The 22,353-nt window shown below is 64.2% G+C and carries 17 protein-coding genes; 9 read left to right on the top strand and 8 right to left on the bottom strand.

Going from position 1 to position 22,353, the window contains the following annotated elements; genetic code table 11:
- The 4 genes from KBY66_RS07570 to KBY66_RS07555 all read right to left on the bottom strand — a co-directional run bounded on the left by KBY66_RS07570 (position 1) and on the right by KBY66_RS07555 (position 4,487).
- A complete protein-coding gene (locus KBY66_RS07570) occupies positions 1 to 441 on the bottom strand; it encodes a toll/interleukin-1 receptor domain-containing protein (RefSeq protein WP_255088687.1) in 441 nt (146 codons plus the stop codon).
- 354 nt (positions 442 to 795) lie between these two features.
- On the bottom strand, positions 796 to 2,055 hold the full coding sequence (locus KBY66_RS07565) for an SUMF1/EgtB/PvdO family nonheme iron enzyme (protein ID WP_255088686.1): 1,260 nt from the start codon (positions 2,053 to 2,055) through the stop codon (positions 796 to 798).
- A 49-nt stretch (positions 2,056 to 2,104) separates the two neighbouring features.
- Complete coding sequence (locus KBY66_RS07560; RefSeq protein ID WP_255088685.1) at positions 2,105 to 2,758, bottom strand: SLATT domain-containing protein; 654 nt, start codon at positions 2,756 to 2,758, stop codon at positions 2,105 to 2,107.
- 208 nt (positions 2,759 to 2,966) lie between these two features.
- On the bottom strand, positions 2,967 to 4,487 hold the full coding sequence (locus tag KBY66_RS07555) for an SUMF1/EgtB/PvdO family nonheme iron enzyme (RefSeq protein ID WP_255088684.1): 1,521 nt from the start codon (positions 4,485 to 4,487) through the stop codon (positions 2,967 to 2,969).
- Positions 4,488 to 4,531: 44 nt separating this feature from the next.
- Between KBY66_RS07555 and KBY66_RS07550 the strand changes: the two genes are divergently transcribed.
- From KBY66_RS07550 to KBY66_RS07530, 5 genes are all read left to right on the top strand, one after another.
- Positions 4,532 to 4,885: a hydrogenase maturation nickel metallochaperone HypA gene (locus tag KBY66_RS07550; protein ID WP_255088683.1), complete on the top strand. Its 354-nt coding sequence runs from the start codon at positions 4,532 to 4,534 to the stop codon at positions 4,883 to 4,885.
- A 158-nt stretch (positions 4,886 to 5,043) separates the two neighbouring features.
- Entirely contained in the window at positions 5,044 to 5,874 is an 831-nt protein-coding gene (locus tag KBY66_RS07545) for a caspase domain-containing protein (RefSeq protein ID WP_255088682.1), read from the top strand.
- Positions 5,875 to 5,889: 15 nt separating this feature from the next.
- Positions 5,890 to 11,769: a CHAT domain-containing protein gene (locus KBY66_RS07540; RefSeq protein ID WP_255088681.1), complete on the top strand. Its 5,880-nt coding sequence runs from the start codon at positions 5,890 to 5,892 to the stop codon at positions 11,767 to 11,769.
- Positions 11,770 to 11,834: 65 nt separating this feature from the next.
- Entirely contained in the window at positions 11,835 to 13,235 is a 1,401-nt protein-coding gene (locus tag KBY66_RS07535; RefSeq protein ID WP_255088680.1) for a tetratricopeptide repeat-containing protein, read from the top strand.
- A gap of 175 nt (positions 13,236 to 13,410) precedes the next feature.
- Positions 13,411 to 15,345, top strand: a complete 1,935-nt coding sequence (locus KBY66_RS07530; protein WP_255088679.1) for a caspase domain-containing protein — start codon at positions 13,411 to 13,413, stop codon at positions 15,343 to 15,345.
- Positions 15,346 to 15,598: 253 nt separating this feature from the next.
- Here the strand turns inward: KBY66_RS07530 and KBY66_RS07525 are convergent, their stop codons facing one another.
- Complete coding sequence (locus KBY66_RS07525; RefSeq protein ID WP_255088678.1) at positions 15,599 to 17,041, bottom strand: SUMF1/EgtB/PvdO family nonheme iron enzyme; 1,443 nt, start codon at positions 17,039 to 17,041, stop codon at positions 15,599 to 15,601.
- 125 nt (positions 17,042 to 17,166) lie between these two features.
- Here KBY66_RS07525 and KBY66_RS07520 point away from each other — a divergent pair, with 125 nt between their 5' ends.
- Together KBY66_RS07520 and KBY66_RS07515 are read left to right on the top strand one after the other, a co-directional pair.
- Complete coding sequence (locus tag KBY66_RS07520) at positions 17,167 to 17,388, top strand: hypothetical protein (protein ID WP_255088677.1); 222 nt, start codon at positions 17,167 to 17,169, stop codon at positions 17,386 to 17,388.
- 2 nt (positions 17,389 to 17,390) lie between these two features.
- Positions 17,391 to 17,768: a type II toxin-antitoxin system VapC family toxin gene (locus tag KBY66_RS07515; RefSeq protein ID WP_255088676.1), complete on the top strand. Its 378-nt coding sequence runs from the start codon at positions 17,391 to 17,393 to the stop codon at positions 17,766 to 17,768.
- Between the two features lie 327 nt (positions 17,769 to 18,095).
- On the opposite strand, the gene KBY66_RS07510 is transcribed toward KBY66_RS07515, so the two are convergent.
- Complete coding sequence (locus KBY66_RS07510; RefSeq protein WP_255088675.1) at positions 18,096 to 19,496, bottom strand: SUMF1/EgtB/PvdO family nonheme iron enzyme; 1,401 nt, start codon at positions 19,494 to 19,496, stop codon at positions 18,096 to 18,098.
- A gap of 18 nt (positions 19,497 to 19,514) precedes the next feature.
- Here KBY66_RS07510 and KBY66_RS07505 point away from each other — a divergent pair, with 18 nt between their 5' ends.
- Positions 19,515 to 19,751, top strand: a complete 237-nt coding sequence (locus tag KBY66_RS07505; protein ID WP_255088673.1) for an AbrB/MazE/SpoVT family DNA-binding domain-containing protein — start codon at positions 19,515 to 19,517, stop codon at positions 19,749 to 19,751.
- Complete coding sequence (locus KBY66_RS07500) at positions 19,752 to 20,156, top strand: PIN domain-containing protein (RefSeq protein WP_255088672.1); 405 nt, start codon at positions 19,752 to 19,754, stop codon at positions 20,154 to 20,156.
- 64 nt (positions 20,157 to 20,220) lie between these two features.
- Here KBY66_RS07500 and KBY66_RS07495 read toward each other — a convergent pair whose 3' ends face one another.
- Entirely contained in the window at positions 20,221 to 20,433 is a 213-nt protein-coding gene (locus KBY66_RS07495; protein WP_255088671.1) for an MbcA/ParS/Xre antitoxin family protein, read from the bottom strand.
- 166 nt (positions 20,434 to 20,599) lie between these two features.
- A complete protein-coding gene (recN, locus tag KBY66_RS07490; protein ID WP_255088702.1) occupies positions 20,600 to 22,288 on the bottom strand; it encodes a DNA repair protein RecN in 1,689 nt (562 codons plus the stop codon).
- Between the last annotated feature and the right edge of the window lie 65 nt (positions 22,289 to 22,353).

Here is a 22,353-nt window from a genome sequence, read left to right as displayed (position 1 = left end):
TCAACGCTCCATTGCCTCTGCGATGGTTTCACTAATGGACACCAAGGACTGATTCAATTTGGACTTGCTCAGACTGGCCAGTGGCTGGGAAGGCTCCCAAACAGCCTGATAGTCATTTATCTTAGTTTGCTTGTAGTTGCTGAAGTGAATCGGTATCCAGAGAATTACAAGGCCACCACGTTCAGCCTCTGCCAGCAGGGGCGGCAGCTCATTTTCATCAATGAATTTTGATGCCAGGAAATCTGGGCTCACCAACAGAATTGCCACCTTTGCATCGGCAAGAGCCTTGCGAATCTCATCTGCCCAAAGGGCGCCAGGCTTGATCTTCTGGTCACTCCACACCTCCATCCCATCCCGAGTAAAAGGCGTGAGCATTACATTCAGCTTCTCAAGCCACTGCTTGTCCTTATGGCTGTAACTAATGAAGGCACTCGAGCGCATCGGGTCCAGATGAGGTCTTAGGTAGATTACCCCTTCCGCAGGCTGGTGCTGGCAATCTGGGAGGCAACGGCCTGGCTGTCGCCGCATGGCTCTAGATGGGGAGCTGCAGCCTGTAGTGGAGCCGTACGTGCCGGTGATCCAGGCACCACTCCCACCCGTTGCCGTGTATCGCACGCAGGCCCTAGGCGCAGGCTGACCAGCTCAGCAGTGAGCGCAGAGTCAAAGGCGGAGGAACTGGTGATGCCTGCCCGTCAACAACGGTTTAATCCTCACTTTAATGTCTAGGAGCTGCCTGCCCATCTTGCATGCACACCTGAGCTGGCTTCCATGCCAATGAAAAGGAGATCTAGTTAATCATCTCCTTGACAGAATAGACTTTACTGCAACGTAAAGTTGATCACGCTGATTGATCACGGCTGCAGCACCCAGCTCCATAGCCTCGGCCTCAAGCTCGGGTCGCTTCACTCCCACATAGAAGACAACCGGGATGGATCGGCCACGGGCCTTGATCTCCTGGAGCAACTCCAATCCGGCGCGGGGCCGCCCATGGCGCAACATATCAGAAATAATCGCATCAATAGGCTGGTCTAAAAGAACCGCAAGGGCCTCCTCCGTTGAACCTGCCTGGAGAACCTTGATGCCAAGCTTCTCCAGCTCGGAACGTTCACTCCGGTTGTTGTCATGATTGTCATCCACCCAAAGAACGGTTGCATCGAATCCGCGATCAAGCTCTTGAGGATTAGACTTCTTTCCAGACACACTTTTCGGCAAGCAGACCACACGAAAGCCGACATCGTCGAAGGGGCCTTCCGTAACATTCGTCTTGGAGGGTGATCGGAAAGGCGATCGGAAGGCCGAGCGGCAGAATTTTGGTGGCATGCTCCAGGATCCGCCACGAGTAATTCTCTGTTGTTCCTTAAGTGCCTGCGAATCCACCAAGGCACTCCCATCGTATGGCCCGTCCTCGTAACTGCTGCGAACGGCATCCAAACACCACTCCAGCACGTTGCCGTGCATGTCATGGAGTCCCCAGGCATTGGCGGGGAACATCCCGACCGGCGTGGTCTGTTCCCTCTCGAGTGGCTGTGGATCAGAGGAATCTAGTGAATCTTCATTAGCTATCTTCTCCCCCTTGAAGTTGGCTAGATCTGAACAGATAATGGGTCCAAAATAATACGCCGTACTCGTCCCCGCCCGGCATGCATATTCCCACTGCTCCTCACTCGGCAGCGTGTAATTGCGCTTCGTGCGCTGGCTCAGCCGAGAGCAAAACTCCGTCGCATCCAACCAACTCACCCGCTCTACCGGCCGCTCGTTGGTGTTCATCTCCCCTGACAGCAGGCGGGCCTCCTCGCCCTGGAACTTGGCAGGTTCGGGGTTCAGCTCCCGGCCCCAGCATTCGCCCGGTCGCTCCTGCCAACCCGCCACCACCCGCCACTGGGCCTGGGTGATTGGTGTTTGGCCGATCAGGAATTCAGCCACCCTTACCTCATGCACCGGGCCCTCGTTAGCGATGCGCCCCCGCTCTTGCTCCGGTGAACCCATCTGGAAGGTGCCTGCCGGAATCCTGTTCATGATCAGCCGCGCACCATCGCCCAGCTCCTCGACGAACACCTGGGTGCGGCCGCTCCAGCGCAGAAGCCTCAACGTCAGGCTTGACACATCACTCCCCACCGTTGTCACCGCGGGATTGCGACTCGGCATGCCGGTTCACCGTCTGCAGGGCCTGCTGAAAGTCTTTCGCCCAGAGATCGGTCTCAAGCCGCACCTGCCCATAGACCGCGCGCAAGAACGTTCTGCACAGACCGATGCCTTCCTTGGTGTGATCAGAACCAGAAGACGCTCCAAGGCTGGTGCGGCGATGTTCTTCCCAATCCAGTAGAAACTCGCCTTGCATGCTGGTCAGCGTCTGAGCGGTGCGGATGTAGCGAATCCAACCACTCGTGTAGCCGCCAAAACGATCAATGGCAATCAGCAACCCCGCCAAGGCCAACGCCACTGTGGCCCAGGCGGGGGAGATACCGGGATTGCCATTGCTGCGCTTGAACAGTTCGCCGATCAGCGGAATCAACCCTGCCACACCCACGGCGAGAATGGCCCCGAGGCGAAGCAGAAACCCCAACAGACTTTTGCTCCCCTTTTTGCGGTAGTACCAGTCGATGGAGGCCGCACATTCGCCCACCACGAACCCATAGAGCTTCTCCAATGATTCCTGTTGGCTGGCGGGGCTCCAGTCCAGGGTTGTTGGAAATCCCCTCGGCCGCAGGTTGGGCTCTGCTGATGCGGGCCGAGCTGGTTGCTGGCTGAGCGTGGTCATGGCGCCGCCTCCGGGTTGGCCGCACACACCTCGGCGAACGGGGCCTTGGTGAGGGTGCGCATAGGAGCCCTGCGGCAGGAGCGGACCCAGGGTAAGGGGGTTCAGGGTAAGCAGGGCAAGAGGCAAACAATCGCCGGCGCCTGCGGCGCCAGCCGCAACAGCCAACAGCCAGGGTTAAGCAACAGCCGAGTGTTGAGGGATTGAGGGTTTAAGGGTTGAGGGAAGGGCCCTGGGGGAGGCAGACCACACGGAAACCGACGCCGTAGCTGGCGTCGCCGGGCCCGCCGTGGATGCGGCAGGCCGAGCGGCACCTCCCGGGGAAGATGAACCAGGAGCCGCCGCGCAGCAGCCGATGTTCTTCAGCGCCGGCGGCTGGAATCAGCCAGGGTTGATCATCCCCAGGGGCGAAGTCGTAGCTGCCATGCCAGTGGTCTTCGCACCACTCCCACACATTGCCGTGCAGGTCATGGAGGCCCCAGGCATTGGCCGGGAAGCTGGCCACAGCCGTGGTCTCCTCCCGGTAGGTGCCCTTTGGGCCATCGCCGTAGGTGAAATTGCCGTCGTAGTTGGCCAGCTCCGGCGTGATGGTTTCCCCGAAGTGAAAGGGGGTGGTGCTGCCGGCGCGGCAGGCGAATTCCCACTGGGCCTCGCTCGGCAGGCCATAGCGCTTGCCCGTGCTCTGGCTCAGGCGGCGGCAGAACTCGATCGCATCAAACCACCCCACCTGCTCCACCGGCCTGTTCGCTCCCTTGAAGTGGGAGGGATCAGGTTTCAGGTCGCGCTCCACCTGCTGCCAACCCGCCACTGCCCGCCACAGGGCCTGGGTGATAGGTGTTTGCCCCAGGAAGAAGGCTCCCAGAGTCACCTCATGCTGAGGGCCTTCATCGGCAAAACGATCTGGCTCTTTCTCGGGGGAGCCCATCAGGAACGTGCCGGCCGGGATCTTCACCATCGAGAGGGCAACGCCTTCGCCCAGTTGCTCCTGGTAGCCCTCCACAGAAAGAGGCCGGCGCTCCGTGCGCCAGCGGCCGCCTTCCTGGCGCAACAGGCAGGTGGTGGTGGAGAAGCGCTGCAGGGGAAGGGGGGCGGCAGATGGCTCGGACGCCTCTGGCTGGGCCATCTCGGGCTGGGCCGCCCCTGAGCGGGCCGCTGCAACGGCCTGCCGATCAGCGCCGGGAAGAACCGATGACCCGCTCCTGGGGGCAGCAGCCTGCCGAGGTCTTCCGGCACTGTCGCCCTGTGTTTTCGCTGCTGCAGGTGGCGAATCCTGGCGGGGTGCGAGCGCCTCCTGGATAGCCAGGGCGATCTCCACCAGCGCCTCCTCCTGTTCCACAGGATCCATCCGCGCCAGGGGCCGGCTCGGATCCAGTAGAGCCTGATACGCATTGATCAATGTAACCCTGACAAGGCTGGGCCGCAGGGGCACCCAGAGGATGCGCAGACCTTCCTCCTCTGCCGCCGTCAGCAGCTGCGGCAATTCCGAGTTGGTCACAAACTCGGAGGCCAGAAAATCAGAGCTCACCAGCAGCAGCGCCACCTTCGCCGCAGCAAGCGCCGTTTCGATCTCTTCCCTCCACTTGTCACCTGGTTGGATCTGGGAGTCGTCCCAAAGACGAAGGCCAAGGCTGCGCACCAGCGGCCGAATCATCGTCTGCAACCGCTCCACCCACCCCCGATCGACATGGCTATAGCTGATGAACAGCTGATCGCGTTCGGGGGGTGAGCTCATCGCATGCCGCCAGGCGGGGGCCGTTCCGGTGCGGCTGTATTCACGTGGCGAGGGTAGGGCACCAGGCAAGGAGGAAAGCTGCCTCCAGCGGTGAGCTTCCACCAGAAAGCAAGCAACCGGAGCGGCTCAAGCGTTTTGCCACCCAGGCACGACTGCCGGACCTGGCGGTGCCTGCCGACGCCATCGTGGCCACCCTGCGCGTCGGCAGCCTGGCCGGGGTGGACCCCGATACCCGCCTGTTCCCCTTCGAGCCGGTGCCGGCAGAGTGTTTCTGTGCAGAATGCAAGGCAATCTTCACGGCGGCGGATGGCTGCTGCGAATGTCCGACCTGCGGCACGATCAGTCGGGAGTTAGGGCAGGGGAGAGAACTGCTGTTGCTCTCGCTGCAGTTGGCGTGAAGTCGCTTCGATTTTTCCATCATGTTTCAAGAGATGGAGACAGATGAAGCAGATCTCGCCTTTCGATCTGCCTGGAGAAAGTTGGTCCCTGGAGATCCAGAGCCGGCCCGTCTAGTATCTCCCTGGCGAAGGAATCCTCACACTTCACGAGAAGAGTCATGGCAAAAAACGCCCTCTGCATCGGCATCAACGACTATCCGGGAACCCAGAGCGATCTCAAGGGCTGCGTCAACGATGCCAACGACTGGGCTGCCGTCCTGCAGGGGAGGGGCTTCAGCACCAAGCTCCTGCTCGATGCCCAGGCCACCAAGGCAGCCATGGTGAGCGCCATCACCGGCCTGGTGAGCAGCGCCCAGAACGGCGACACCGTTGCCATCACCTTTTCGGGGCACGGCACCTATGCCCCCGACAAGAGCGGCGACGAATCGGATGGCCTCGATGAGGCCCTCTGTCCCTACGACATCTTTCAGGGCAACGCGCTGATCGATGACGAGCTCCACCAGCTCTTCCAGCAACGCAAAACCGGCGTGCGGGTGATCCTGATCTCCGACAGCTGCCATTCAGGCACCGTGCTGCGCAATGCTCCTTCCGATCCCGATGCGGATGCTCCCAGGGTGCGCTTCCTGCCGATGGGGGCCTGGGTTCCCGAGGATCAGCTCCCCCGGGCTGCCAGTGGCCGCCCCCTCACCACCCTCCCCATCAGCACCACCACCTCCCCCTGGGCCGGTGTGATCACCCCCGGCGGCGATCTGCTGATGGCCGGTTGCGAGGAAGGCCCCAACAAGTTCAGCTACGACGCCAGATTCAACAATCGCTCCAATGGCGCCTTCACCTACTACGCCCTGAAAACCCTCAAGACTCTTCCCGCCGCCGCCACCTATGCCGACTGGCACGCCGCCATCCGTCGCTACCTGCCTTCGGCCAACTACCCCCAGGTGCCCCAGGTGATGGGAGCCAGGCGTGCGCTGAAGCTCAACGTTCTCGCCTGAGGCTGCCGGAACCCCGTGCCGGAACCCAAACGCAACGCCGTCAGCCTCAGCGTTCCTGGCACCCGCCTCCAGGATCCCCCCCTGCCCCGCCTGCTGGCACCTGCCACGCGGGGGACCGAGCTCCGTGGCGAGGATCCTTTCCTCCCCACCGGATTCCTGAAGGTCGAGAGAGGCTTCGATCTCTCGGGCCCATCCCGCGACATCGGTGGCACCGATCTGAACCCGCTCGACCTGCCGCCCAATCAGGTGGTGGTGCTGGAGATGGTGGAGGGCATCACAGTGATCACCTCAGCCGGCAACCTGGCAGCCACCCTGCAGCAGATCGGGGACGGGTCCCTGCAGGATCTGGAGGATCGGGGCCTGGCCGGCGCTGCTTCCCGCGGCAGCAGCGCCGGCCAGCTGATCACCCGGTTGTTCAGCCTCGATCTCGGCAGCGACGCCATCATCGAGGAGGCCAGGGCCAAGGCACTCGCGTGGGCGAAGCAACGGTTGGGGGAGAAGGCGAAGGAAAAGCTGGGCGAGGTGGCCGAGCTCGGCGTTTCCTGGCTCGGCACCAAGGCCCTGATGTGGACGATCGAGCAGCGGCTGCGCGTCAGCCCCGGGCTCTACCGCTGGTCCGGCCGCTCCCGGGATCCCTCGGAAGTCTTCGGCGAGGCGGATCCGAAGCTGGCCCAGGAGGCCCTGCAAGGCCCGCTGCTCGTGTTCATCCATGGCACCGGATCCAACGGCGCCGGTTCGTTCGGGGATCTGCAGGAGACGAGTGAGGAGGATTGGCGCGCGCTCCGGGCGACCTATGGGGAACGCATCTACACCTTCGAGCACCACACCTTCTCCGAAAGCCCCATCGACAACGCCCTGGCCCTGGCCCGGATCCTCCCGGCCGGGGCCCGGATCCATCTGGTCACCCACTCCCGGGGCGGGCTGGTGGGCGATCTCCTCTGCCTGCGGCATGTGGATGACGACCTCATCGAAGCGTTCCGCCCTGGTTCAGCGCCCTTCGCTGCTGACGATCCCGGCCGCCGCGAGAGCCTCGAGCGGGAGGGCGAGCGGGCTTACGCCGAGCAACGCGAACGGCTGCGGGACCTGCGCACCGTGCTGGGGCGGGAGCACGGCTTCCGGATCGAGCGCTACGTGCGGGTGGCGGCGCCCGCCCGCGGCACCCTGCTGGTCAGCGGCAACTTTGATGCCTTCCTTTCCGCCCTGCTCACCCTGCTGGGCACTGTGCCCTACCTGGCGGGCAACCCGATCTATTCCTGCGTGAAGCGGGTGGTGCTGGAGATCGCCCGGCATCGCACCGATCCGCGGCTGGTTCCCGGCATCGAGGCCATGCTGCCGGAAGCACCGCTGGGGCGTTTCCTGGCCAGGGCAACGCCCGCCCCGGGGCTTCAGCTCGCCGTGATCGCCGGCGACATCGAAGGCGGGCACCTGCTCAAGCGCCTGGGGGTGCTGTTCACCGACTTCGTCTTCTTCGAAGGGGTGAACAACGACCTCGTCGTGGACACCGATTCGATGGGGGCGGGCATCGCCCGACCCGGCCACGCCCATCAGCTCTTCGAGCAGGGCCCCCGGGTCAGCCACTTCAACTACTTCGCCAATGCCTCCTCCCGTGGTGCCCTGCGTCGCTGGCTCACCGAAACGAGCCCCACCAGCATCGCCGGGTTCCATCCCCTCTCCGGCCTGATCGATGAGGGCAGCCTCGACACCGATCGTGCCGACGAGCGGTCTCTGCGAAGCTCCACAGGGATCGATGCGACCACCGAGCGGACCCTGCCGGTGGTCGTGGTGTTGCCCGACTGCATGGCCTCCCACCTCTGGAACGAGGCAGCCCGCGATCGCCTCTGGTTCGATCCCGGCACCCTGGCCCTCGGCGGGCTGGAGAAGATCGCCTACGGCGACGCAGCCAATCGGTCCATCAAGGCGGAGAAACTGTTTGCCCTGTTCTACGGCGAACTCTGCAAGTCGCTGATCGGCAGCCATCGAGTCGTGCGCTTCGCCTACGACTGGCGCCGACCTCTGCAGGAAACGGCCGTCGAACTGGCGACCTGCCTGAAGGCTCTGCTGCAGGAAACGGCGGCTTCCGGCCAACCGGTGCGCCTCCTGGCCCACGGCATGGGGGGGCTGTTGGTGCGCGCCCTGGTGAAAACACATGAACCACTCTGGAACGAGCTGATGGGCCGCAGTGGCGCCCGCTTCGTGATGCTCGGCACGCCGAACCAGGGATCGCACCAGATGGTGGAGACCCTGCTGGGTAAGTCAGACCTGATCCGCAAGTTGGCGCGCCTCGACAGCACGCACTCGATGCAGCAGATCCTCACCATCGTGGCCGGCTTCCCCGGCATGCTTCAGCTTCTGCCCAAGCCCGGCTTCAAGGAAGCCGGAGATGTCCAGCAGCGTGACGACTACTTCCAGGAGGGGGTGTGGGAGGAGCTGAAGCAGCGCAACCGGGACCGCTGGACCGGAGACGGCACGGCCGCCACTCCCAGCAAGGACGTTCTCGCCCAGGCCCGCTGGTTGTGGGATCAGGAGAGCCCCGAGCTGCCCGAACAGCACAAGCAGAAGGTGATCTACGTCTACGGCCAGGCCAGCATGACCCCCTGCGGCCTCCTGGAGCAGAACGATCGCTTGAAAATGCTCGGGACTCCGGCGGGCGATGGCGCGGTGACCTGGGCCTCCGGCCCCATCCCCGGCATCGGCAGTTTCTATGCCATGCCCGAGGAGCATGCCGCCCTCTGTAACAGTGCGGCGCACTTCCCCGCGATCCTCGATCTGCTCGCCACGGGCAGCACCGAGCCGGCCAGGCTGAGGGCGGTGAACACCATGGCCACGCTGCGCTCCGCCATGGCACCGGTGGTCTATGACGCCGGCCCCATTCCCTATCCCACCGAGGAGGAAGTGGCCCTCAGCCTGCTCGGCGGGCGGAAGCGCCAGCCGCTCCAGGCCAGGCCGGCCCCCTGCCTGCAGGTGTGCTGCAAGGCCATGGATCTGCGCTTCGTCACCCAACCGGTGATGGTGGGTCACTACCTGCAGGATGCCATCTCCGGGCCCGAGGCCCTGATCGACCGCGAGATCGTCGACCGTGAACTCTCGATGCGCCATCGCCTCGGCCTCTACGCCGGAGCGCAGGGCACGGCCACTGTTGTTCTCCTCACCAGCAACGCCGAGGAACGGCGAAAGGGCAGAACCCGCGGAGCGGTGGTGATCGGGCTCGGCTCCTATGGCGAACTCAGCGCGGTCACCCTCACGGAAGCCGTGCGGGTGGGCACCCTCCGCTACCTGCTCCAGATGGTGGATCGGCAATCTGGCGATGCCCCCGAGGCCATCGAAGCGCCGCTTTCCGCCCTGCTGCTCGGCTACAACTCCACCACCAACATCAGTGTGGAGGATTCGGTGGCCGCCCTCGTGCGTGGGGTGCTGGCGGCCAACCATCAGTTCTCCGAAGCGCGGCCGGACGTTCCGGTGCGGATCACCCAGTTGGAGATCGTGGAGCTCTACCTCGACATCGCCGCCACGGCTGCGAGGGCCCTGGTGCGGGTGGCCGAGCAGATCAACCGCGATGGCGCCCGCTACGGCACGCGCGTGGAAGCCGACCGGGAGCTCCGCCAGGGCAAAGGTTTCAGCCAGCGACTCGATGCCAGCCAGGGTGTGGCCTACTGGCCCCGCCTCGAAGTGACCGATGCGGACCAGCGCGAGGAATCTGCAACAACGGCAGCCAAGCCACGCCGGGCCATCGCCCAACGACTCCGGTTCGCCTACCTCGGACAACGGGCACGCTCGGAAACCACCCTGCATCAGCGGCAGCCAGGACTGGTGGAGTCCTTGGTGGAGTCCTCGATCCGGGAGTCCACCTACGTGGAGGATCTCTCCAGAACCCTGTTCCAGCTGCTGGTGCCCCATGACTTCAAGAACCAGGCCCGGCAGATGGACCGCATGGTGCTGGTGCTCGACGGCTACACCGCCAACCTTCCCTGGGAGCTGCTGCTGTCCGACGACAAGCCCCTGGCCCTCTCGACGAGAATGGTGCGGCAGTTGCAGTCGCCCCGCTATCGCACCCAGGTGCGCCAGACCCTCGAAAAACGCGCCTATGTGATCGGCAACCCCTCCACCGAGGGGTTCAACAAGGTCTTCGCCGATGGCCCCACCCGGAAGGCTCCCGAAGCCCTCGATGGCCTCGAAGGTGCTACCAACGAAGCGCAGACGGTGGTGACCGTGCTGCGGCAGTACGGCTACGAGTGCGAGGAGGCCATCGGTGGTGAAAAGGCCGTGGACATCATCAACAAGCTCTACCGATCCCTCTATCGGATCGTTCACATCGCCGCCCACGGGGTATACGACGAGAAGACCCGCGACGGCGGCTCCCGCAGCGGGGTGGTGCTCTCCGATGGGCTGCTGATCACCGCCGCCGAGATCGGGGCCATGGAAACGGTTCCCGACCTGGTCTTCCTCAACTGCTGCCACCTGGCCAAGGCGGATGCCCGGCCGGTGGCCTTCAACCGGCTGGCCTACAGCATCTCCCGCGAACTGATCGAGATGGGGGTGCGAGCCGTGGTGGCGGCAGGCTGGGCCGTGGACGATGGCGCCGCCAGGGTGTTCGCCGAGGAGTTCTATGGCCAGATCCTCCGCAACCGCCCCTTCGGCGATGCCGTGTTCGCGGCCCGCTCACGCACCCACGAGGAGTTCCCCAGCCTCAACACCTGGGGCGCCTACCAGGCTTACGGGGATCCCAGCTTCGTGATCGATCCCCTGCGCGACCGCGCCGACTCCGAAACGGTGGACGGCTGGAAACCCGTGACCCACGAGGAGCTGATTCAGCGGCTCAGGGAACTGGCCACGAAAGCGGCGGACGGGGATCCACCGTCGTCCCAGCGGAGCCGTGAACTGGCGGGTGCCGTCGAGTTGGCGCTGCAGTCCTGTCCCGATGCATGGAAGAGCCTGCCGGCGGTGCGTTTCACCCTGGGTGAGGTCTACGCAGAACTCGGTGACGCCTACTTCGACAAGGCCCGGGAGCAGTACCTTTCCGCCATCCGCGAAGAGGACGGCAACGGGGGCGTTCCGATCCGTGCCATCGAACAGCTTGCCAACCTCGAAGCCCGCACCGGCCATGCCACAGCAGACGCGTTACTGATCACCACCGCCCTGGGACGCCTGGATGGACTCGTACAGCTGGCATCGACCACCCTGGATCGTCCTGAACAGAACAAGGGAACAGAGTCGCCAGCGGGCAACAATCCCGAACGGGCCGCACTGCTGGGAAGTGCCTACAAGCGGCTGGCCGCCGTTCTGGCGGGGAACCTGCGTAAGGATCACGATAAGGAAGGTGGGGATAGTCACCAGGCCCTGGAGCGGGCCATCGACTGGTACGCCAAGGCCGGAGAGCAGCCGTATCAGAGGCTGAACCGCCTCGCTCTGGAAGCGGTGAGGGATTTCGGCATCGAGGCGAAGCCGGCCTCTGTCGAGCTGGCGCGTGGGTGTGTGCAGCAGGCCCGTGCGGCCTGGCGTGCAAACCCGGATTTCTGGAACGCGGTGATGCCGGCCGACGCGCTGATGACCGAGCGCCTGGTCGATCGTTCCCTTGGCAGCAAGGGGCGAGCAGGCGAAACCAGCTTCACCGAAGTGCAGAAGACCTATGCCGATGCCCTGGCCCATGTGCCCGGAACCCCAAGGGAGCTGGATTCGGTGGTGCAGCATCTGCGCATCCTCCAGGTGCTCTTCGAAGCGCAGGGCCACCTCAACCCCCGCCTGGCCGGCCGGGCCAAGCTGATCGCCGAACGTCTGGGTCTTCTTGCCCAGCAGACGCTGGGACCTGCAGCCGACCAGGGGGGTGCTGGTGCCTCCGCCGCTGTTACCAGCTATGGCACGGGTGGGGAAGAAGATTCGGAAATCGTCACGATCCAATGATCGTGACAGCTCATCTATCGTGAGACCAGCTCTAGCGCAAACCTCCTCAGAAGAAATCCAGAGCCATGACAGACTCCAGCGGAAGGGCCTTTATCGTTCGGCCATTCGGCGTGAAAGCGAATTCCCTCGGAGAGAATCCGATCGATTTTGATTTGATTGATACGGAACTGATCAGTGCGGCACTCTCCCAGCTAGGGATGACAGGAGGCACCACCGGTGAATTCATTCAGCAAGGAGATATTCGCAGCGATATGTTCCGGGAGCTACTTGTTGCAGACCTCGTGATTGCGGATATCTCCATCCACAATGCCAATGCATTTTACGAGCTTGGCATTCGCCATGCTCTCAAGAGCCAGTACACAGTGATGATCAAATCCGATAAGCGTGGCGACCCGCATGTATTTGATCTGAAAGTTGACAGGTATCTTCCCTATGATCCAGACCACCCGTCCCAGGCCGTTGAAGCACTGGTGCAAACCATCAAGGCCACCCTGAACAACGAGAAACCAGACAGCCCCGTCTTCCAGTTGCTCCCGGGCCTCACAAGCTTCGATGCCGGCAAGGTGGTCGTGGTGCCGCTCAAGTTCCGCGAACAGGTTGAGCAAGCGGCCCCCATGCGCGCAGATCTGCTGAAGCTCTGTGAGGCTGTAGCAGGCCAACCATGGGAAAAAGAAGGTTTACGCATGATTGGCGAAGCCCAGTTCAAAATGGGTGATCACGAAATCTCTGCCAAAACCTGGGAGCGCATTCGTGAGTTCGACATGTTGGATGTCGAGGCCAATCAAAAGCTGGCCACGATCTACCAGAAGCTGAAGAAGCTAACAGTTTCGGATCAGGCCGCGGAACGAGCACTTCAATCCAGCAGTCTCACGGACTGGGAACTTGCCGAGACCCATTCTTTGATCGCCAGCAACTGGAAAACACGGTGGCACAACGCAGTGGAAGTTGAATCCGACCCAGCCGAACTACAACGCAGAGCACTGTTGTCTCCATTCCTTGAGAAGAGCCTTCAAGCTTATCTGCAGGGTTTTGAAAAACATCGAAGTCATTATTATTCAGGCCTTAATGCTGTCGCCATGCAATCGGTTCAGATTGAGCTGGCCAAGTTGCATCCCAATGAGTGGGCCCTGAATCACGATGATGAGCGAATCGCAGAAATGGAGCTGGAGAAACGCGCTGACTTTCTCGCCAAGTTGGTGGCGGCGACAGAGCTGGCCATTGAATCATCGATCCGTAATTATCCGGATGACGAATGGGCCACCCTTTCCCGAGCAGATCTGATGCTCCTCACTTCCAACAACCCAAAAAAGGTTGCCCTGAATTACATGAGGTGTGCCGCCATGCCAGCATTCAATGCCGATTCCCTGCGTCGTCAGTTAAAAATCTATCAGGATTTGGAACTGTTCCAGGAGAATCTGAAGGCCGCCCTCCAAGCCTTCAAAGCACCTGCTGCACCCCAGGGATAGCCGGGCCGTGGCCGCCAGGGCTGGGGAGCCGACAGGGTGTGCGAAGAAACCGCAATGGTCGAGGCCTGCCAGCCCAGATCCTCTCTACGATGAATAGTAGAAGCTGCGGCTGGTGATTTCGCATTCATCAGTTGGATGACGTCAGATTTTCCTCCCAATCAACTCCATACCTCCCATGACACGCAAAGCCGTTCTCTGTGGCATCAACAGCTACCTATCAGCACCCCTCAAGGGCTGCGTGAATGATGTTCATAATCTCCGCGATCTTCTGGTCAACAGCTTCGGTTTTCCGCCAGAGGAAATCCAGCTGCTTGTAGATGAGCAGGTCGTGAAGGCGGAGGTGCTCAGGCAATGGGACTGGTTGACGCGCGGGGCCAGGGCTGGAGACTTGCTGGTCTTTCATTTCTCCGGGCACGGATCCTATGTGCCGGATGAAAGTGGCGAAGAGCAGGATATGCGCGATGAGATCACCTGTCTGCAGGACATGGATTTCAACGATCCCTCCACCTATCTCAGCGACGACGAATGGTATGAGCTGGCCCAGCGGGTCGACCCCGCCGTTCAGTTGATCATCCTCAAGGACACCTGCCATTCCGGCGGCAGCGCCCGCTTCATCGGTGTGCGCAGCGAAGACGGGCAGGAGCGCGTCGTGCTGGCCCACCCTGCGGAACTGCAGGGCCGCCGCTCCAGCGACCCGCCCCCCGAGAGCAGCATCAGCAACGCCCGCTTCCTGGTGCCGCCCCAGGCCCCCGCCAGGGCGTGGCGGGGCGAGGTGGGAACCACGCGCCCCACGCAGCTCGCCGAGGTTCCCCAGACCAGCCTGATGGCCTGCATGGAAACCCAGACGGCCGCCGATGCCCCGATCGACGGTGAGTTCCACGGCGCCTTCACCTATCACTTCTGCAAAGTGCTGCGGGGCAATGACCACCTCGGCAGCCGGGAAGCGATCGAGGCCGCGGCGCAGCAGCTGCAGGGGCAGTTCGAACAGGTTCCCCAGCACGAGGGCCGGGAGTTGGCCGCGCCGATCTTCGGGCAGGCCGGCGAGATCGACAACGGTCCAGATGAGGCGCCATCGGGGCAAGGCCCCTGCGGGGATCTGGCAGCCGAACTGCATGCGGGTGCGGAGGCCCTCACCGCCCAGCAGATGGTCTACCAGGCCCACATGAAGTACCTGGACACGATGGTGACGCTGCAGGGCGTCTCCCTGCCGGAGCGGGGCCTGCGGGCGAGCGGCCGGGTGCTGGTGACCGTGCATGGCATCGGGAACCACCGCGCCGGCTATTCAAACGACTGGTGGCAGGCCCTTTCCCCCCATGTGGGGGTCACCTTCGATCCCAGCGATCTGGGAAGGGGAAGGCAGGAGGTGCTCTGGAGCGACCTCGTGAACCGCAGCCGCAGCCTCCAGCGCAGCCTGCCCGCCGAGGAGGTGAACGCCCTGCGGCAGTCGATCCTTGATGTGATCGACGACCGCCGCATCCATGAAGCCTCCCGCAGCGGTCGCCTCGATCAGCTGCCCGTCGCCCGCGGCAGTTCCCTGTCCATCGACGATTTCCTCGTCTACATGCTCGATGACGGCATGCGCCGTCGGATCCTTGATCGCTTCACCCGGGTGGTGGGTCCCCTGCTCACTGCCGGGACCCGCATCGACGTGATCTCCCACAGCTGGGGCACGGTGGTGGCCTACGAGGGCCTTCGGGAGCTGGAGCGGCAGCATCCCTCCGGTCGGGTGGCCAACTGGTTCAGCGCAGGCAGTGCGCTCTCGATCGCACCGGTGCAGGGCCGCCTGCGGCCGGAGAACCGTCCCGCCAACGGCCGTCGAGGCCCCTATCCGGCACTGGTGGACGCCTGGGTCAACCTCGATGCCAAGGGGGATCCGGTGGGCGGGCCTCTGGGGGGCCGCTTCCCTGTGACCCGGGAGTACCTCGAACTCGATCCCACCACCTGTGCCCGCCAGTTCTGGGGGGGCTACGAGATCGGCTGTGCCCACGGCTCCTATTTCCAGGTGACCAACCTGAAGGTGAACCGTGACATCTTCGCCGGCCACATGCTCGGCACGGCGCGGGAGCCCGGGGCCCGCCAGAGCGACACTTCGGGGGCCTCCGGCCCCTAATCGATCTCGATCAGCTCCAATGGCTCCCTGGCCGACCATGCCTTCGTGAATCCAGCCACCTGATCTTGAGATGACGGGCTGATCGAGAAGCTTAACCTCATCATCACCACCATGGACAGAGGGATGGCCCCGCCGGCTAAGACCTTGCTCCAAATCGCCGGCGCCTGCGGCGCCGTCCCGGAACAGCCAACTGCCAACAACCAACGCCCGACAGCCAGGGTTAAAAACAGCCGAGTGTTGAGGGATTGATGGATTAAGGGTTCAGGGAAGGGTCCTGGGGGAGGCAGACCACACGGAAACCGACGTCGTCGTCGGCGCCGCCGGGCACGACGCGGTTGCGGTAGGCCGAGCGGCACCTCCCGGGGTCGCTGATCCAGGAGCCGCCGCGCAGCAGCCTTGGTTCATCAGCAGCGGCACCAGGAATAAACCAGGGTTGATCATCGCCAGGAGCGAAGTTGTAACTGTCATACCAATGGTCTTCGCACCACTCCAACACATTGCCGTGCATGTCATGCAGGCCCCAGCCATTGGCCGGGAAGCTGGCCACATCGATGGTCTGCTCGCGGTAGGTGCCCTTGGGGCCGTTTCCATAAACGTGATTGCCGTTGTAATTGGCCAGCTCCGGCGTCTGCGTGGCCCCGAAATGAAACGGTGTGGTGCTGCCAGCGCGGCAGGCGTATTCCCACTGGGCCTCGCTCGGCAGCCCGTAAAGCTGGCCCGTGCGCTGGTTCAGGCGGCGGCAGAACTCCAGCGCATCAAGCCAGCTCACCTGCTCCACCGGACGGTTCGCTCCCTTGAACGTCGAGGGATCGGGCTTCAGGTCGCGCCTCACCTTCTGCCAAGCCGCCACCGCCCGCCACTGGGCCTGGGTGATCGGTGTTTGAGCCATGAAGAAAGCACCCAGCGTCACTTTGTGCTGGGGGCCTTCATCGTCTGATCGCTCTGGCTCGTCCTCAGGAGAGCCCATCAGAAAGCTGCCGGCCGGGATCGTCACCATGGTGAGGGCCACGCCCTCCCCCAGGTCCTGCTGGTAGCCCTCCACCTGCAGCGATCGCCGCTCCATGCTCCAGCGGCCGCCTTCCTGGCGCAACAGGCAGGTGCTGGTGGGGAAGCGCTGCAGCCGCGAGGAATCCATTGCCGCTGGGGCGGCTGGGGAAGATGGCAAAGGCGCAGGAACGGGCCGTGTTTGAACCTGGGCTGGTTGAGCCTGGGCTGGTGGAACCTGGGCCGGGGCAACCTCAGAGCGAAGAGCATCGCGGATAGCCCCGGCAATGGTCTTGAGCGCCCCCTTCTGCTGCACCGGGCTCATCGCATCGAGGAGCTCTCCGGGAGGCAGCACCGCCTGGTACTCGTGGATGGGGGTGGCTTCGTAGAAGCAGGGGGTAAGACATACCCAGAGGATGCATAGGCCTTCCTCCTCGGCAGCCCGCAGCAGCGGCGGCAGCTCCTTGTTGGTCACGAATTCCGAGGCCAGAAAGTCGTCGCTCACCAGCAGCAGGGCCACCTTGGCGCTAGCGAGGGCCTTCTCGATTTCTGCCTTCCACTTCGCCCCCGGTGGTATCCGGGAGTCATCCCACAGCCGCAGGGCCTCGCTGCGCACCAGGGGCGTGATCATCTTCTGCAGCCTGTCCACCCAATCCCGATCGGCATGGCTGTAGCTGATGAACAGCTGATCGCGTTCCGGGGGTGGGGTCATCGCATGCAGCCAGGCGCGGGCCGTTCCGGTGCGGAACGAGTCTGGTGGCGAGAGTAAGGCGCCAGCAAAGGCCAGCCGCTGCCAGCGGTAGGCTGCTAGCAGACAGCAAGCAGCCCGAAAGCCCCATGCGGACGCTCTACCTTCGCAACGTCCCTGACGAGGTCGCCGAGCGCCTCGAACGGCTCGCCACCCAAGCGGGCCTGCCGCTCAGTGCCTTTGCTGTGCGTGAACTCAGCGAAGCCTCCCGCAGGGCGAACGCCGCCTCCCAACTGGCCGCCCTGCCGGATCTGGCGGTGCCGACCGACTCCATCGTGGCCGCCCTGGGCTCGGAACGGGACGAACGGTGATCGTGGCCGATGCCTCAGCGGTGGTGGCCGCCCTGCTGAATGATGGGCCTGCACGGCGGAGCCTTTCCTCACTCCCCATCCATGCACCCCATCTGGTGGATGTTGAGGTGGTGTCGGTACTGCGGCGCCTGAGCCTGGGCGGCCAGCTGGACCCTCCCCAAGCCGAGCGGATGATCATCGTGCTGGCCACTCTCGGCATCCGCCTCCACGGCAGCGCGGACCTGCTGGGCCGCGTCTGGCAGCTGAGGGGGAATCTCACCGCCTACGACGCCACCTACGTGGCCCTGGCGGAGACCCTCTCGTGCCACCTGCTGACAGCGGATCGCAGGCTGGCAAACGCGTTTGGCCCGAGGTGCCCCATCCAACTGGTGCCGGGTTGATCCAGCGTGGGCTGACCATCGCCAAGATCGTTGCCGGCTCCAGGCGCTAAGTGCTGAGCACCGAGCCATCGGGGAGACGGAAGCTGCATGAGCTGTCGAACAGCACCCAGCCGCCCTGACGATCAGCCCAAAGCTGGAGACGCATCAACAGACGCGTGTTGCGCATGCTGGACCTGCCGCCGGGTTGGCGGCACACACCTCAGCGAACTGGGCCGGGGTGAGGTCGTTCAGGGAAGGCAGGCCAAGGGGCAAACAATCGAAGGCGCCTACGGCGCCACCCACAACAGCCAGGGTTAAGCAACAGCCGAGTGTTGAGGGATTAAGGGTTTAATTGTTGAGGGAAGGCCCCTGGGGGAGGCAGACCACACGGAAACCGACGTTGAGGGAGGCGTCGCCGGGCCCGAGGTGGTTGCGGTAGGCCGAGCGGCACTTCCTGGGGAGGGCGCTCCAGGAGCCGCCGCGCAGCAGCCTTCTAGAACCTTCTCTGGCAGACGGATCCAGCCAGGCACTCCCATCGTCTGGAGCACCATGGTAATAGTTGTGCCAGTGGTCTTCGCACCACTCCCACACATTGCCGTGCAGATCGTGGAGGCCCCAGGCATTGGCCGGGAAGCTGGCCACCTCGGTGGTCTGCTCTCGGTAGGTGCCCTTAGGACCTTTTCCATAGGTGTAATTGCAGTCATAGTTGGCCAGCTCCGGCGTGAGCGTGTCTCCGAAATGAAACGGCCTGGTGCTGCCGGCGCGGCAGGAATACTCCCACTGGGCCTCGCTGGGTAGGCCGTAGAGCTTGCCAGTGCGCAGGCTCAGCCGATGGCAGAACTCCATCGCTTCAAACCAGTTCACCCGCTCCACCGGACGATTCGGCCCTTTCAAGCTGGAGGGATCGGGCTTCAGGTAGCGCTCCACCTTCTGCCAGCTAGCCACCGCCCGCCATTGGGCCTGGGTGATCGGCGTCTGCGCCATTAAGAAAGAGCCCAGCGTCACTTTGTGCTGAGGGCCCTCTCGGTCCAACCTCTCCGGCTCATCCTGGGGAGAGCCCATCAGGAACGTGCCCGCCGGGATCTTCACCATGGAAAGGGACACGCCAAGCGCAAGTTCCTCCAAGTAGCCATCCAAAAACAGATGGCGCCTCTCAAGCTGCCACTGGTCGCCCTGACGCAGCAGAAGGCCCTGGGTGGCGTTGAATCGCGCGGGAGTCAACACCGGCGGCTCCACGGCTGGCTGAGCCTCGGCTTTGGCCAGGTCCTGCAGGAACGCAGGCCGCCCCAGTGGCGGCTTGCGGTAGCGGGGCAGCTCATGCAGCTCCCGCAGCAGATCCTCAAGTCGCTCGGCGTAGAGCTCGTCGTCGCGGAAGTCGAGCCAGAGGCGGGGGCCCAAAAAGTCCGGCACCAGGGGGTCGGCCGGGTTGTCGCGGACCAGGGGGATGAACTTCACCGTGTCGGTGGAGCGGGCCACGTGGCTGGTCACGATCATGCCCTCGTAACCCGCGCCCCCCTTGCGTTGCTCCGCCTTGCGCACGTAGGTGCCGGTGCACACCATCAACACCCGGTCGGCCCCGCGGATCCCCGCCTCCATGAAGGCCACCAGATCGGCGCCGGCTCTCAGATCCCATTGATCCAGCGTGGCGTCCACGCCCTGGCTGCGCAGATCCTCCGCCAACTTGCGCACCCAGTCCTTGTGGGCCTGCGAGTCGTGGGAATAGGAGAGGAACACCGAAGGGTTGCCCATGGTCAGCCGTTTCGGCCGATGGCGCCGCTGGCCCCGATGGTATGGCGCAAACCAGGGGTGATTCCCGCCGCGATTCGCCAACGCTACGACCTCGGGCCGGCTTGCCGGCTGGAGTGGTTCGTGGAAGGGGATGGCTCGATCCGGGTGGTGCCAGTGAAGAACGACCCCATCGATGCCTTCCGGGGGTCGGGGAAGGGCGGCAGCCTCGCGCGGTTGCTCACTAATCGGGGCCTCGATCGGGCCAGGGAACACTGAATGGGCCACCGCTGGCTGCTGGACACCTCGGCCCTGCTTGCCCTTAGGGACAACGAAGCCGGTGCCTTGCGGGTCGCAGAAGTTCTGCGGCTGGCCGCCACAGGACAAGGAATTTGCTTGATCTGCTTCATGACGCGGATGGAAGTTCTCTACCGCGTCTGGAAGGATGAGGGCGAGGCGAAAGCCAGGCTCGCCGATGAACAGCTCCTCAGCCTCCCCATGCAATGGGTGGAGGCCTCAGGCCCACTGCTGGAAACAGCCGCCGAGATCAACGCGTTGAACGCCCTGTCCGTGGCGGATGCCTGGATCGCCGCGGCCGCACTGGAAAACGATGCAAGCTTGGTGCATCAAGATCCTGAGTTCCGAGCACTCATCAACCTGGAACAGGAGTGGTTGGGTTCATAACTTCCCTCCCCTTGGTTCCCTCATCCTGCGCCAGATGGTGGTCGCATCGCTCAACCCCAGGGGATCACATGTAGGAGCCTGCCGCCATGGCGCCGATCAAGCTGGAGAGCACGGTCTCGCCATCGCGGCTGTTCAGGTAATGCTCAGGACTGGCGCCGCCAAGGGCATGGTTGGGGCGCCGCAGCCAGCGGTCGACCCAGGCGGCGGCATCGAAGGGTTCGTCGTTGCCCGACTCGCGCAGCAGCACCTCCACCTGCTCAATCAAGCTAGCTCTCACCTCCGCCCCATCCACCTAGCCTTCAGATCGATCCGGCGCAGCCGTGGAGCTGGCGCTGGAAGGGTCGTCGCGCTGGGTTGTGGGTTGCGTTGCGGGCGTCATCACCCCACTTTGCCACTGAATTCAACGTTCAGCCCTTCTGGGGCGCTACGAACTGGGCGCTGCTTCAGGCCGCCCGCTTCTCCAACAGACTGGCCACGTAGCTGCGGGTCTCGCCCGAATCGCCACCGGCCAGCTCGGCCAGCTCCCGCTGCCGCTCCTTGGTGTCCCGCAGGTGGGACACCCGCGTCAGGGTCTGGCCCTCCTCCACCTGCTTGCTCACCCGGAAGTGATGATCGGCCGCCGCGGCCACCAGGGGCTGGTGGGTGACGCAGAACACCTGGCGCTGGCCGGCCAGGCGATGCAGCAGATCGGCCATGGCGCCGCTCACCCGGCCGCTGACACCGGCGTCGATCTCATCGAACAGCAGGCTGACGTGGGGATCGGTGGCCGCAAGGCAGGTTTTGAAGGCCAACAGAAAGCGGCTCATCTCCCCTCCTGAGGCCACCTCCGCCAGGGGCGCCAGGGGCTGGCCTGGGTTGGCGGAGAACAGGAACCGCACCGCATCGGATCCCTCTTCACCGGCGGTGGCGGGCTCCACCCCCACGACGAAGCGCACCGCCGCCAGGCCCATGGGCCGCAGGGCCGTCATCAACTGCTCCTGCAGCCGGGCGGCGGCCTGGCGCCGCAGCTCGCTGAGCTGGCCATGAAGGCGATCGCGCTCCTGGCGGGCCTGCCGCTCCGCCCCTTCCAACTGGGCCAGGGAGGCCTCACCACCACCAGGCCCGAGCCACTTCCTGAGGCGATCTCGCTCGGCGATCAGCTCCGCCAGATCCAGCCCATGGCGCCGCTCCAGGCTGCGCAATTGGGCAATCCGATCCTGCAGGATGGCCAGGGTCTCCGGCTCGCTCTCCAGGCCGGCGCTGTAGCGGTCCAGATCCCGGGCCAGATCCTGCACCTGGCTCAGGGTCTCCACCAGGGCCCGCAGCCTGGGCTGCAGGTCCGCATCCAGGGCGGCCATCGCCTGCAGTTCCTGCTCACAGGCGGCCAGGTGATCCAACACCGACGGCGCCCCCTCGGCCCCCTCCTGCAACCGACCGATCAGGGCCATCACCCCCTCCTGGAGCCGCACCCCGTGGACCAAACGATCCTGGTCGGCCTCCAGGGCGGCCCGCTCGCCCGGTTCCTCCAGCCGGGCCGCCTCCAGTTCATCAAGGAGCTGCTGCTGAACCCGGCGCTCCTGCTCCAGCCGTTGGCGATCACTGTGGGCCTGCTCCAGGGCGGCGACGGCCTGTTTCCAGCGCCGCTGAGCGGCGCGGGCCGGCTCCAGTAGGGCCAGCAACTCCTCGCCGCCAAAACGGTCCAGCCAGCGGCGCTGCTGCCCGGGCCGGGCCAGCTGCTGGGTCTGGCCCTGCACGGTGATCTCCAGCAACAGGGGGCGGAGTTCCAGCAGCTGGGCCCGGTTCACCGCCACCCCGTTCAGCCGGCTGCGGCTCTGGAGCCGATCGGCCATCTGCCGCCACTCGCGGCTGAGCAGCAGCTCCGGTTCGTCGCCGTCGAGATGCTGCTCCGCCAGCCAGGCCCGCACCGGCGCCGAGATCTCGAAACAGGCCTCGATCAGGCCCCGCTCACAGCCCTGGCGCAACAGCCGCGCTCCCTGGCTGCCCTGGGCGCCGCCGAGCAGGGCATCGAGGGCATCGAGCAACAGGGATTTACCGGCGCCGGTTTCGCCGGTCAGCACCGTGAAACCCCGGTCGAAGCTGAGCTCCAGGCCGTCGATCAGGGCGATGTTCTCGAGGCGCAGGCCCGTGAGCACCACGGTCTCCGGTCAGTGGCCCGACCGTAGCGGTGGCTGGATTCGTTTAGAAGAGGTGAAGTGCT

The sequence above is a fragment of the Synechococcus sp. Tobar12-5m-g genome, assembly GCF_024345415.1.
Taxonomy (GTDB): Bacteria; Cyanobacteriota; Cyanobacteriia; order PCC-6307; family Cyanobiaceae; genus Regnicoccus.
Note: the sequence above shows the minus strand (reverse complement) of the source record. Positions and strands in the feature narration are given on the sequence as shown.